General features: G+C 55.5%; 9 protein-coding genes and 2 tRNA genes. 9 read left to right on the top strand and 2 right to left on the bottom strand.

Translation table 11 applies throughout. The annotated features are described in order from the left end of the window. Nucleotides 1–149: 149 nt before the first annotated feature. Together HMPREF9451_RS09535 and HMPREF9451_RS08035 are read right to left on the bottom strand one after the other, a co-directional pair. Nucleotides 150–830 carry a 5-formyltetrahydrofolate cyclo-ligase gene (locus HMPREF9451_RS09535; protein WP_009139801.1) on the bottom strand — a complete coding sequence of 227 codons (681 nt, stop codon included), beginning with the start codon at nucleotides 828–830 and terminating at the stop codon, nucleotides 150–152. 27 nt (nucleotides 831–857) lie between these two features. After that, the gene (locus tag HMPREF9451_RS08035) at nucleotides 858–2,108 is read right to left on the bottom strand and encodes a multidrug effflux MFS transporter (RefSeq protein ID WP_009139800.1); all 1,251 of its coding nucleotides are present in this window, start codon (nucleotides 2,106–2,108) and stop codon (nucleotides 858–860) included. 188 nt (nucleotides 2,109–2,296) lie between these two features. Here HMPREF9451_RS08035 and HMPREF9451_RS08030 point away from each other — a divergent pair. The 9 genes from HMPREF9451_RS08030 to HMPREF9451_RS07990 all read left to right on the top strand — a co-directional run bounded on the left by HMPREF9451_RS08030 (nucleotide 2,297) and on the right by HMPREF9451_RS07990 (nucleotide 12,406). Further along, nucleotides 2,297–2,373: transfer RNA gene (locus HMPREF9451_RS08030), tRNA-Arg, on the top strand. A 475-nt stretch (nucleotides 2,374–2,848) separates the two neighbouring features. Beyond that, nucleotides 2,849–2,925: transfer RNA gene (locus HMPREF9451_RS08025), tRNA-Arg, on the top strand. A gap of 184 nt (nucleotides 2,926–3,109) precedes the next feature. Continuing rightward, entirely contained in the window at nucleotides 3,110–4,459 is a 1,350-nt protein-coding gene (locus tag HMPREF9451_RS08020) for a magnesium transporter (RefSeq protein ID WP_009139799.1), read from the top strand. Beyond that, nucleotides 4,459–5,820 (top strand): Nramp family divalent metal transporter, encoded by a 1,362-nt coding sequence (locus HMPREF9451_RS08015; protein ID WP_009139798.1) that lies wholly within the window; start codon nucleotides 4,459–4,461, stop codon nucleotides 5,818–5,820. The genes HMPREF9451_RS08020 and HMPREF9451_RS08015 overlap by 1 nt, the downstream gene beginning before the upstream one ends. Nucleotides 5,821–6,013: 193 nt before the next feature. Further along, a complete protein-coding gene (gene serC / locus HMPREF9451_RS08010; RefSeq protein WP_009139797.1) occupies nucleotides 6,014–7,096 on the top strand; it encodes a 3-phosphoserine/phosphohydroxythreonine transaminase in 1,083 nt (360 codons plus the stop codon). 93 nt (nucleotides 7,097–7,189) lie between these two features. Beyond that, a complete protein-coding gene (locus HMPREF9451_RS08005; RefSeq protein WP_009139796.1) occupies nucleotides 7,190–8,104 on the top strand; it encodes a 3-phosphoglycerate dehydrogenase in 915 nt (304 codons plus the stop codon). Between the two features lie 104 nt (nucleotides 8,105–8,208). Next, a complete protein-coding gene (locus tag HMPREF9451_RS08000) occupies nucleotides 8,209–9,459 on the top strand; it encodes a DUF1015 domain-containing protein (RefSeq protein WP_009139795.1) in 1,251 nt (416 codons plus the stop codon). 295 nt (nucleotides 9,460–9,754) lie between these two features. After that, a complete protein-coding gene (locus HMPREF9451_RS07995) occupies nucleotides 9,755–11,092 on the top strand; it encodes a citrate/2-methylcitrate synthase (RefSeq protein WP_009139794.1) in 1,338 nt (445 codons plus the stop codon). 174 nt (nucleotides 11,093–11,266) lie between these two features. Further along, nucleotides 11,267–12,406, top strand: coding sequence for a pyridoxal phosphate-dependent aminotransferase (locus tag HMPREF9451_RS07990; protein WP_009139793.1), 1,140 nt, complete (start codon nucleotides 11,267–11,269; stop codon nucleotides 12,404–12,406). Nucleotides 12,407–12,607 lie beyond the last annotated feature (201 nt).

Raw genomic sequence — 12,607 nt, 5'->3', positions numbered from 1 at the left:
TTTCGTGGGGAATGCTCTTCGAGCCTTGTTGTCGCACGATCTGCCTACGTCGTGTCGAATGGGGCAGGTGGGTTTTAGCTCTATGCTTTATGCCTCCGACTTTTGCGTCCTCGTTCTCAGGTTCCACTTCAAGAGAACGCGCGCTGTTTTTAAGCGTGGGCGATATTCGGCAGTCTTAGATCGTGGTCTTCGGTAGGAACGGATGCAACATGCTGCTCGTCGAAAGCCGCTCCTATGATTGCGGCATCGCTCCTTGTTTTAGAGAGGAAGGAATCGTAATTCCCTCCGCCGTATCCGAGTCTCATCAGCGAATCGTCGAATGCAACCATGGGAATTACGGCGAAGTCCACCTCTTCAGGAAATACCGCAGGATAGTTTTTTACGGCCGCGTCGTTCGTTGTATAAGCCCTGATGGGACTTATGATGAAAGGGACTTCTCGGGCGCGGTGCTGTTCGCAGGAAACAGATCGCATAATCATTGAGGGGCGTACAGGCGGTTTGTTGCGCTCCGGTTTGCCCCGCTGTTGACTGCCTTGCTCGTCTTCGTCTTGTTGCTCGGCTTTGCTCATGCAGGGGAAGGCCACGCGTGCGCCGCATTCGTAGGCGTATTCGATGAAACCTTCCAGATCGACCTCGCTGTTCATTGCGGCGTACACAGCGACAGTCGGGTGAGCCTTGGTAGCGCAGACGCGCTTGAATTCTTCGGCAATATGCTGGCAGACGCATTTGGACTTCGTACGCCTTGCTTTTTCGGGGATGGCGTCTCTGCGCGCAATGACTTCGCGGCGCAGGGCTCGCTTTCTTTCGAGGATGTCTTCAGGTTTACACACGGCGGCAATCTTCTCCAGGGTAATCTCTTACAGAATGGATACGGGCTCTTCATCCTTGACGCATACGAGCGGAATGCGTGATCTGAGCAATGCCACCCAGGATGCCAGCGCTATGGACATGAAAACCACAATGAGAATGGCAATGCCCATGACAAAGTTCGTCCAAGGAAGTGCTGCAAGCGCCATGCCAATGGCTCCGATTCCCGTGCGAATGCAATTCATCAGGGCGGAGGCCGACCCCGCATCGCGCTTCTGCTGCTCGAGCAGGATGTTCATGCAGTAAGGACGGGTGCACGACTCAGCCATGGCAAAAGCGACGAAGCATGCGCAGAACGCATGGGAGCTGTTCTGGCCCACGAGCATCATTGCGATGCCCATGGCGCCTGCAAACGCCAGCATGATGGTGGTGAAGCGAATGACCGAAACGCGCCGCGATGCCGCGATCCAGATGAAGGGACCGGCAGCCATGAGGATGGCGGCCACGGCGAAAAAGAGGCTGTAACCTACTTCGCCGACGCCGAAGAAGTCGACATAAATATACGACCCCACGGCGATATATCCCATGAAAGGTATTTCGAAAAGGCTGGTCAGAAGCAGAAAAGACATAAAACCAGGGTTTTTGCCAACGACGACTAGCTGTTTCATGGTTTGCAAGAAATTGCCGTCGGAACGTTCGTTTTCAGAAAGAGTTTCCTTGAAGGCGAGGGACAGGCCGAAGCAGGCCACTCCTACGATCGAAAGAATGAGAAACGTCGCCCTCCAGTCGGCAACAGCCAAAACGCCCGCTCCGATAACGGGGGCTGTGGCAGGACCGACAACAAAAAGCACCTGGATGACAGAGAGAATCTTTTCGCGGTAGTACGTCTGAAACGAGTCCTTGACGACGGCCGTGCATACCGCGCTTATGGATCCGGCACCTAGGGCTTGGATGACGCGAAATGCGATGAGGAGTTCGATCGAGGAGGCAATCGCGCATGCGGCCGATCCGACGGTGTAGAGGCCTACGCCCGCAAGAAGCACGGTCTTTCTGCCGTATTTGTCGCTCAAAGGGCCGAAGAACAGCATTCCTAACGCGAAAAAGACGTAGTAGCCGACCAGCGTCATGTTCACCATGGATACGTCGGTGTTGAAATACTGCGCCATGCCAGGAACGGCAGGCGTGTACATGTCGAGGGAAAGGGGGGTTATGAGCGAGGAGGCGACGAGCAGGATAATGAGTCCAGCGGCGCCGAGTCTCGGTTGGGGCTGTACAAGCCAATCTCTGATAGACAATGCCATGGTGTTGCTTTCCGTTGTGTGCTGCAGGGATGGAACGAATTCCGAGGCGATATTGGCATTCCGAAGACGGGTTTTGCGGGCGAATACCGCTTGATATGCAAGTGTACAGCACGCCGGGTAAAAAAATGAGTTTTATTACTTGACGGTCGATATATTCTTGGCTAATATAAACGAACTGCATGAGACATGCGCCGTTACCTCAGCTGGATAGAGGGACTGACTACGAATCAGTACGTCGGGGGTTCGAATCCCTCACGGCGCACCACTTGCGCTTCAAGCCCGCATAGCGGGCTTTTTTTTATCTCGACTGATGCTTGGGTCTTCTGGCTTTGCAAACTTTTTCGGTTATGAGCTCGAAAGAGCGTCCATGTCGGTGAAAATGCCGCCTTTCCCTTCTTGTCTGAAATCCCATCCTTTTTTGACCCGGTTTTTGCAAGTTTTCAATGCACTTGCCACACGGGCGGGTTCATAGCCGAAAAACTTTCCATTTTTTTGGTCCTCGCTTGCTCCCTCGAGGCAAGGAGTTGGTTCGGTTCTGCTGGGTGGACGTTCGAGGCGGAGACGCAAGCGGGGGTCGGGACGAAGGTTCAAGACGGCCCTCATGACCGAAGGCTTGCGATGAGTGCTTCGATGAATCTGAAAGCAAGGGGTTCGTGATGAGGGTCGCTTCTCGGGGTTGTCAGAAAAATGTTTTGACAGGGTCGGTCAAAGCTGCTATTCTTATCGGGCTGCTTAAAGATGCGCCGTTACCTCAGCTGGATAGAGGGACTGACTACGAATCAGTACGTCGGGGGTTCGAATCCCTCACGGCGCACCACTTTTCTTTAGAAGAGGGGCAGTTGCGGCGCGTAAGCGCCTTTTTTATTTTCTAGGGGTTTCCTAGTGCTCACGAGGAGAAAAGGTTCGACTTGAAGGTTCGAAAACACAACAACCGCTGATCAGCCTTTGCCTCGTCGCTCCCATGCGCACGGCTAAAGGCCGATTGCGCACGAAGGGGAGCTATGTTCTATCTGTCTAACATGCTCGGGCGACCCGTGTATGATTCTACGGGTGAAAAGCTCGGCACGGTATCTGACCTCGCCATTTCTACGGGCGAGGTTTTTCCACGCATCACCTCGCTTGCATTTAAGGGGCCTGGTCGCACGCCCTTTATGATTAGCTGGCGCAAATACGTCGAAGATTTCACCGAAGACGAGGTTCGTCTTAACACCGAGTCTTACAACATTCGCTTCAGCTACCTCCAGCCCACTGAGGTTCTTCTTGCTCGCGATTTGCTCGACCAGCAGATCGTTGATACGCAGGGCTTGAAAATCGTTCGCGTAAACGACCTGAAGCTTTCTCCGTCCGGGTCGCAGATGCGGCTTTTAGGTGCCGAAGTTGGCGTGAGGGGCATTTTGCGCGGTCTGCACCCGCTGCTTGAAAAAGCCGTGGTTTCGGGCGCGAAGCTTCTCAATAGGAAAATCGAAGAGAAAATCATCGCCTGGAACTACATGGACCTGCTTGACCGAGACCTGTCGAAGGTGAAGCTTTCCGTGACCCACAAGCGCCTTGACGAGCTGCATCCTGCCGACGTTGCGGACATTCTCGAACAACTCGACCCCAAGCAGCGTGCAGAGGTGTTCAACCATCTCGACGATGCGCGCTCTGCCGAGGTTATCGCCGAGTTGGAAGACGAATTCCAGGCCGAGACGCTTGACGACATGGAAGATAGCGAAGTCTCTGGTCTGCTCGGTCAGATGGACCCGGACGACGCGGCCGACATCATCCGCGATCTTCCCTATGAGAAGGCCGAGACCCTGTTGCGTCTTATGGGCGTGGAGGATGCCGCTGAGATCCGCCGCTTGCTCGGATATCGCGAAAATACCGCGGGCGGCATGATGACCACGCGTTTCGTGGCTTTGAGCGAAGACGATACGGTGGGCGAGGCAATCGAGACGCTTCGTCATCTGGACGAAGATTTCCCCACGGTTCACTACGTGTATGTGCTTGAGGAAGACAGCGAAAAGCTCGTTGGTGTCATGTCCATGCGCACGTTGGTTCTGGCGCATAATGACACGCGTCTGGGCGACGTCATGTACACCGACATCATCAGCGTTCCTCCCGATGAGGATGAAGAAGAAGTTGCATCGGATATTTCGAAGTACGACTTGGTTGCTCTTCCGGTAGTTGACGAAGGCGGCCATATGCTCGGTCTGGTTACGGTCGACGATGCGCTCGATGTCATCGAGGAAAGCACCGAAACGGAGAAGACCACCAACCTCTGGATGAAGGTTGCCCTTGCCATTGCGGGAGGCGTCATGTTCTTGGCGCTTTACACCGCGGTCATCATGCGTCTCATGGAGGTGGGCTAATGGCTGCCATCAAGAAGGGCGCGTCGTACGACGAAGTCATGCAGGCTGTCGCTGAAGGCGATCAGGATGCCATCGAGGTGGCATCGTCCGGCGGCTTGGCGTCGAGCGAAGAGCGCGGAGAAACCGCGAAGAAGCGGGCGAAGATTCTCCTCATCTTGGGGGCCATGGGCCCTGGGGTCGTGAGCGCCATGGCGGGCAACGATGCCGGCGGCATATCGACATATTCTACGGCGGGTGCCGATTTCGGCTATGCAACGCTCTGGGTCATTCCTGTCATGTGCGTTCTTCTCATGGTCGTTCAGATGACGGCTGCACGTATGGGAGCAGTCACCGGCAAGGGGTTCGCTGCTCTTATTCGCGAACGTTTCGGCATTCGCCTTACCGCGCTTGCCATGGGCGCGCTGCTTATTGGCAACGTGGCTACAACGTTCAGCGAGTTTGCTGGTATTGCCAGCGGCATGGAGCTGTTCGGCATTCCCCGCCTTGCTAGCGTACCGGTGGCGGCGCTTGTGGTGTGGCTTCTTGTGGTCAAAGGCAGCTATAAAAGCGTGGAAAAGATTTTCCTCGCTGTTTCGCTGGTGTTCGTAACGTATGTTGTAGCGGCGTTTTTGGCTGGTCCGAACTGGGGAGATGTCGCGCAGGCGACGGTTATTCCGCAGATTCCCGCAGACACTCATTTTGTATCGCTCGTTATTGCCATGATTGGTACCACTATTGCGCCGTGGATGATGTTTTTCACGCAGAGCAACGTTGTGGACAAGGGCATCACGGATGACCGCCAGGAAATGATGCTGCAGAAGGTGGACGTGGCCACGGGAACCATTGTCGCGTGTCTGGTGGCGTGGTTCATCATCATTACAACGGGTGCCGTGTTGTACCCGCAAGGCATTGCCATCGATTCTGCGGCCGATGCGGCCAACGCATTGGCTCCTTTTGCTGGCGAATATGCGCAAATCCTTTTCGCGGCGGGCCTGACGGCGGCAAGCTTTCTAGCGGCCTGCGTGCTTCCTCTTACGACATCCTTTGTCATCTGCGAGGCGTTCGGCTGGGAAGCGGGCGTTGATTTCACCTGGAAAGAAGCCCCTATGTTCAAGGGCATCTTCACGTCGGTCATCGTCTTCTCCGCTGTCGTGGTGCTTATTCCCAACCTCGATCTTATGGGAATCATGCTTACTGCCCAGTTCATCAACGGCGTAATTCTGCCCGTTCTCCTGGTCTTCATGGCGCTTATTGCTGCGGACAAGCGCATCATGGGCTCGTTTGTCAGCAAATGGGGCGGGAAAATTGTCATCTGGGCTACTGTTGCCATTGTAACGGTTCTTACCGTGGCGCTTTTGGTTATGCAAATTCTGGGAATTTAGCGGAAGGTCCTGCCGTTCACGTGCTTCTTTAGACTCCCTGTGGGCGCCTTCGCCTCTCCGATGCGTTTGCTTCGTACAATGCAATGATGTTCGCGCGCTTTAACGCATGCGGCCGCGTTTCGCCTTTGCATTTGATTGCGCGTCAACGAAAGAACAGTTCTACGGAATCGGACCAATGAAGGAGGTCGTCGACATGGGCAGGGTTTTCAACTTCTCTGCAGGCCCCGCGGTACTGCCTGAAGAAGTTCTGCGCGAAGCCGCCGAAGAAATGCTGGATTACAAGGGTTGCGGCATGTCAGTCATGGAGATGAGCCACCGATCTAAGATGTTTGATGAAATCATCACGACGGCCGAGCAGGATTTGCGCGATTTGATGGGAATTCCCGACAACTATCGCGTGCTGTTCCTGCAGGGTGGTGCGTCCACTCAGTTCGCCATGATTCCCATGAATCTCATGAAAACCGGCAAGGCCGATTACATCGTGTCCGGCTCTTGGTCGAAGAAGGCGTGGAAAGAGGCGCAGATTTTCGGCGAAGCACGTTGCTTGGCGAGTTCCGACGATGAGAACTTCTCCTACGTCCCCGACGTCAAGACCATCGAGGTCAACGATGACGCCGATTATGTCTACATTTGCCAGAACGAGACCATCTACGGCACGCTCTATCGCGAGCTTCCCGATACCAAAGGCAAGCCGCTGGTGGCGGATGTCTCTTCTTGTTTTCTCTCTGAGCCGATCGACGTAGAGCGTTACGGCGTCATTTACGGCGGCGTCCAGAAGAATGTCGGTCCTGCAGGCGTATGCATTGTCATCATTCGTGAAGACCTTATCCCCGAGGAAAAGCTTCCCGGCGTGCCTACTATGATGCAGTACAAGACCCACGCAGATGCAAAGAGCCTGTACAACACGCCGCCGTGCTATGGCATTTATATCTGCGGTCTTGTGTTCAAATGGCTTAAGGCCCAGGGCGGCCTTGAGGCCATGAAGAAGCGCAACGAAGAAAAGGCGCAGCTGCTGTACGACTTCCTTGACCAGAGCAAGCTGTTTAAGGGCACAGCGCGCAAGGAAGACCGCTCTATCATGAACGTTCCGTTCGTTACGGGCAATGCCGATCTTGACGCGAAGTTTGTTGCCGAAGCCAAGGAAGCCGGGATCGAGAGCGTCAAGGGGCACCGTAGCGTTGGCGGCATGCGCGCCAGCATCTACAACGCCATGCCTCGCGAAGGCGTAGAGGCCCTGGTTGCCTTCATGGAAAAATTCGAGAAAGAAAACCTGTAATGATGCTGCGCCGTTCAAAAGAGCGGCGCAGATGTTTTGCGGGGAGGGCGCTTTAACATTCGTCTTCATTTCGTCCGATAGGGGAGGAACACCATGTACAAAGTACATTGCTTGAACAATATCTCGGCCGAGGGTCTTGCCGTCTTGAGCGCCGATTACGAATTGACTGACAGCGTGGAAGAGGCCGACGCCATTTTGGTTCGCAGCGCCGATATGCATGAGATGGAGCTTCCTGCGAACTTGAAGGTCATTGCACGCGCCGGTGCTGGCGTGAACAATATTCCGCTGCAGAAATGCGCAGACGCCGGCATCGCGGTCTTCAATACTCCTGGCGCCAATGCGAATGCCGTCAAGGAGCTCGTGCTTGCAGGCATGCTCCTTGCCGCACGCGACATTGTCGGCGGCATCGAGTGGGTTAAGGCCAATGCCGAAGACCCCAACGTTGGAAAAGCTGCGGAAAAGGCCAAGAAGGCATTTGCCGGCGGAGAGATTTTCGGAAAGACGCTCGGCGTGATCGGCCTGGGTGCAATTGGCGCTAAGGTTGTAGCCGCTGCCGAGGCGCTTGGCATGAAGGTTGTCGGCTATGACCCCTTCGTCAACGCAGAGCGTGCTGCAGCTATTTCGGCCGATATGACGTTCGTCACTGACCTTTCCGAGCTGTATCCTGCATGCGACTACATCACCATTCACGTGCCCGCGCTGAAAGACACGATAGGCATGGTCGACGCGGCTGCTATTGCGCAGATGAAGGAGGGCGTCGTATTCCTGAACTTCTCGCGCGACACCCTGGTTAACGACGCGGACATGGCCGCTGCGCTCGCCGAAGGCAAAGTCGCTCGTTACGTGACCGACTTCGCCAATCCTGCGGTTGCGGCCATGGAGCGCGCCATCGTTCTGCCGCATCTGGGCGCCTCCACCAAAGAGGCGGAGGACAACTGCGCCAAAATGGCGGCGCAGTCCGTCATGGATTACCTAGAGAACGGCTGCACTGTCCATAAGGTGAACTAAGCAAGAATCGTCTCTATGCGTTGACCTGATAGTTTGTCGGCGGTTTGTGTGGCTCCTCGAGTATCGCGCAAGCCGCCGATGTGTATGACGAAGGGAATTTGTCTATGCGAATTCATCCGTTCAAGGCCGTCCGCCCCGCCGACGGCGTGGCTTGCGAGGTGGCAGCGTTGCCGTACGACGTATACAATCGCGCTGAAGCTGCAGCTGCCGTTGCCGGCAAACCGCTTTCTTTCCTGAACATCGACCGCCCTGAAACCCAATTTGACCCCGAGATGGATATGTATGCCGATGAGGTGTATGAAAAGGGCCGCGATTTGCTGCGCGAGCGCATTGCCGACGGCACGTTCGTGCGCGAGGATGCTCCGTGTCTTTTCCTCTACGAGCTTGTCATGGACGGGCGCAGCCAGGTTGGCGTTGTGACGTGTTGCGCGGTCGACGAATACGAGAACGGAACCATCAAGAAGCACGAAAACACGCTTGAGAAGAAAGAGCGCGACCGCATTCGTCATATCGATGCACTCGATGCTCAGACCGGACCCATCTTTCTTACCTACCGTGATAGTACGACGGTTGACGCTTTGGTGAACGATGTTCGTACCGAAGCCCCCCTGTACGACTTTGTTTCCGAGGACGGCATTGCGCATCGTGTATGGCGTATAGCCGACCCCGAGAAGGTCAACGCGCTGGTCGAGGCATTTGTCGACGTTCCTGCGGCCTATATCGCCGACGGCCACCATCGTGCCGCTTCCGCTGTGAAGGTGAGCCGCGCTCGTCGCGCGGCATGCTCCGATCGCACGGGCGATGAGGAGTTCAATTATTTCCTATCGGTGCTTTTCCCGGCAGGTCAGCTTGCCATCCTGCCGTACAATCGCGTCGTTCGCGACCTGAATGGCCTTACGGTCGAGGAATTCCTGAATAAGCTCCAGGAGAAATACGAGATACTTCACGTTCAGGAGCCGCAGCTCGAGCCCATCGAAAAGGGTGCTATGGGCATGTACCTGCAGGGCCGTTGGTACGGATTGGGAATTCGCCCCGAGTTCGAAAGCGACGATCCTGTGGGCGGCCTGGACGCGTCGCTGCTGCAAGACCATGTGCTTTCTCCCATTCTTGGGATAGAGGATCCGCGTACGAGCGGGCGTATCGAATTCGTCGGCGGTATTCGAGGCCTGGGCGAACTCGAGCGCAAGGTGAAAGCGTACGATGCGGAGGGAGGCCCTGCGGTTGCGTTCGCCATGTTCCCGACCGCTATCGAAGAGTTGCTTGCCGTGGCTGACGCGGGCATGCTTATGCCTCCTAAATCCACGTGGTTCGAGCCGAAGCTTCGCAGCGGTTTGTTTATTCATGAGCTTTCGTAACCGATGGCAAACGAACTGATCGTTGTGCTGGAATAAGCTCCGTTTCGTTCGGGGGAGCGTCTTGTGAAGGTCCCTTTGCCGTTCGGGGCTTTCGTCTGGTAACAAGTTTGTACGGAAGTGCCGCGTCTGCTTTTCGGGCGCGGCACTTTCGCATACTATAGTGATTTGCGCAAAGGACGCTTTGAAGAATCGTTGCTTCGGCTCGCCCTGAGGCTTCGGTTCGCCTGCTGTTGCAGGTGTCAAATGCTGACGTGCGCTCTATGCCTTGAAGGGATTCATGCATGAAAGGAACACCATGAAAGACTCCTTGCCCCTGTATAGGGATTTCTCGTCCATCCATGCCGTCGATCCGGAATATTATTCTGCAAAGTACGATGTGAAGCGCGGTTTGCGCAACGCCGATGGCACGGGCGTGCTGGCAGGCGTCACCAACATTTCCAACGTGCATGGCTATGTCGTGTCCGAGGGCGATAAGGTGCCCGATCGCGGCCGTCTTTCTTATCGTGGCTACAGCATCAACGACCTGGTGGACCATGCGGTTCAAGAGGACAGGTTCGGCTTTGAAGAAACCGCATACCTGCTCATGGCCGGTTCTTTGCCTACGGCCGAGGAATTCGCTCAGTTCAAGGCTCTTATCGACGAGCAGCGCGATTTGCCTGACGGCTTTACTGCGAACTACATCATGAAGCCGCCTACGCGCGACGTTATGAACTGCCTGGCTCGTTCGGTTCTCCAGCTTTACGCCTTCGATCCGAATGCTGAAGATCGCTCCGCAGAGCATGAGGTAGACACGTCTATTGCGCTGCTTTCGCGTTTGCCGCGCATCATGGTGCTCGCATACCATGTCATGCGTGACAAGTTCCACGGCGATTCCATGTTCATTCATCATTTCGTCGAAGGACAGAGTACCGCAGAGACCATCCTTTCTATGCTGCGTCCCGACCGTTCCTTCACGGACGCCGAAGCGAAGATGCTCGACATCATGCTGATGCTTCATGCCGAGCATGGCGGCGGCAACAATTCCACGTTTACCTGCCGTGCACTGACCAGCGCCGATACTGATCCGTATTCGGCATACGCGGGAGCCATCGGGAGCCTGAAGGGCGCTCGCCATGGTGGTGCCAACAACCGCACGCTCATGATGACCGACGATATCAAGGCGCATGTGGCTGACATTACCGACGAGGGGCAAGTGGCCGATTATCTGCGTAAAATTGTCAAGAAGGAAGCGTACGATCGCACGGGCCTGATTTACGGCATGGGTCATGCCGTGTATACCTTGTCCGACCCGCGTGCTGAGCTATGCCACAAGTATGCCGAAAAGCTGGTTGCCGGCACCGATTTCGAACCTGAGTTCCGCTTGCTTGAAATCATCGAGCGTCTCACTCCGGAGTTGCTGGCCGAAGCGGGCAAGAGCAAGGACATTTGCGCGAACGTGGACCTCTACAGCGGCTGCGTGTACAGCGCGCTTGGCATTCCTCGCGAGATGCTCACCCCCATTTTCGCCTGCGCCCGCATGGCCGGCTGGAGCGCTCATCGTTTCGAAGAAATAGTATCGGGCAAACGCATCATGCGCCCTGCTTACAAAAAGACGGGATGTCCGCGCGAATACGTGGCCATGGCCGATCGCTAGGGCTCAAGGTTCTTTACGGCTGGGCGGCCGTCGTCGGTAGTTTTCGATGGCGGCCGTTTGTTTTGCGCCCGGCCGCAAGACGGCCCTCTTCTCAAAAGCAGGAGGATTTTGTAGAACGGCTTCCGTGACGTACCGGATTTCAATTGCAATGAAACTACGCACGAAAGGTGAGGCATGCTTTCCCTCAACACGACGCTCGACGAGCTCAAACTTTCTGGTATCCGTCGATTCGCCGCCATGGCAAAAGAGACGCCCGGCTGCATTTCTCTTACGCTTGGAGAGCCGGATGCGGATACGTCCGACGAGATCAAGGCCGAGGTTGCCGCCGACCTTGCTGCCGGGTTCACCCATTATCCCCCGAACAACGGATACGATTTTCTGCGCAACGCATTGAGCAAGCACATGGCCTTGTTTGGCAAGCATTACGAGCAGCATGAAATCATTGTGACGTGCGGCGCCACCGAAGCGCTCTTCGTCGCTCTGACAAGCGTTCTTAATCCCGGCGACGAGGTCATTGTGCCTACGCCTGCCTTCACGCTCTATGAGTCCATCATTACGCTCAACCGTGCGACGCCTGTTCTTATGGATACGAGCGACGCGCTGTTTCAGATTACCGACGAAATGCTGGAATCGGTGGCTTCGCAGCGCACAAAGGCCATCGTTATAACGTCTCCGAACAACCCCACAGGTTGCATTTTGAGCGAAGAGAGCCTTGCTGCGGTCGCCCGCTTCGCAAAGAAGCATGACGCGTTCGTTGTTTGCGACGATGTGTACGGGCAGTTGGTGTACGAAGAAGGGTACAAGAGCTTTGCCGTGGAGCACTCCCAGCTGCGCGATCGGGTCATTGTGTGCGACAGCTTCTCCAAGCCGTATGCCATGACTGGCTGGCGACTCGGATGGGTTGCGGCGGATGAGTCTCTTTTGTCTCAGATGGCGAAGGTGCACCAATATATGGTCTCGTCTGTGCCTGCATTCGTCCAGTATGCTGCTGTGCGCGCTCTTGAAGAAAGTGTTGCGCCGGCTCGCGGAGTGTATAGTGAGCGTCGCGATGTGGTGTTGCGTCGCTTGGACGAGATGGGACTCGAAACCGTCCGCCCTGCGGGTGCGTTCTATGCGTTTCCCTCCATTCGGGAATTCGGCATGTCTTCCGAGGAATTCTGCACGCGTCTTATAAAGGAAGCTCGCGTCGCGCTGGTTCCCGGAGTATTCTTCGGGGCCGAAGGGTTTGTGCGTCTGTCGTATTGCTGCTCTATGGAGGACATTGTGCAGGGCCTCGATCGACTCGAGGGGTTCGTGAGCGGGCTGCGTGCATAAGTGTGGCTGACAGACGGAAGGCGATGCTCTTCCGATGTTTCACGTGAAACATTTGCGCTTGCGCTCTCAGTCCTGGGAGAGGGGCTCTTTGAATCGCTCGAGCGTATTCGAGTGAACGTATTGATTGGCATCTCTCATCCATTTCATTTCGACAGTATGTATTTTTCGCAGGGTTTACGCTCTGGTCGTACAATGAAGACA

This window comes from Slackia piriformis YIT 12062 (genome assembly GCF_000296445.1).
Taxonomy (GTDB): domain Bacteria; phylum Actinomycetota; class Coriobacteriia; order Coriobacteriales; family Eggerthellaceae; genus Slackia; species Slackia piriformis.
The sequence above is the reverse complement of the archived record's forward strand: the minus strand, read 5'-3'. Positions and strand labels throughout refer to the sequence as shown.

Excerpts from the sequence above, each read along its gene's own strand:
- HMPREF9451_RS07995 (WP_009139794.1), top strand. The coding sequence starts at position 9,755 with ATGAAAGACTCCTTGCCCCTGTATAGGGATTTCTCGTCCATCCATGCC.
- HMPREF9451_RS08020 (WP_009139799.1), top strand. The coding sequence starts at position 3,110 with ATGTTCTATCTGTCTAACATGCTCGGGCGACCCGTGTATGATTCTACG.
- serC (WP_009139797.1), top strand. The coding sequence starts at position 6,014 with ATGGGCAGGGTTTTCAACTTCTCTGCAGGCCCCGCGGTACTGCCTGAA.
- HMPREF9451_RS07990 (WP_009139793.1), top strand. The coding sequence starts at position 11,267 with ATGCTTTCCCTCAACACGACGCTCGACGAGCTCAAACTTTCTGGTATC.
- HMPREF9451_RS08015 (WP_009139798.1), top strand. The coding sequence starts at position 4,459 with ATGGCTGCCATCAAGAAGGGCGCGTCGTACGACGAAGTCATGCAGGCT.
- HMPREF9451_RS08035 (WP_009139800.1), bottom strand. The coding sequence starts at position 2,108 with ATGGCATTGTCTATCAGAGATTGGCTTGTACAGCCCCAACCGAGACTC.
- HMPREF9451_RS08000 (WP_009139795.1), top strand. The coding sequence starts at position 8,209 with ATGCGAATTCATCCGTTCAAGGCCGTCCGCCCCGCCGACGGCGTGGCT.
- HMPREF9451_RS08005 (WP_009139796.1), top strand. The coding sequence starts at position 7,190 with ATGTACAAAGTACATTGCTTGAACAATATCTCGGCCGAGGGTCTTGCC.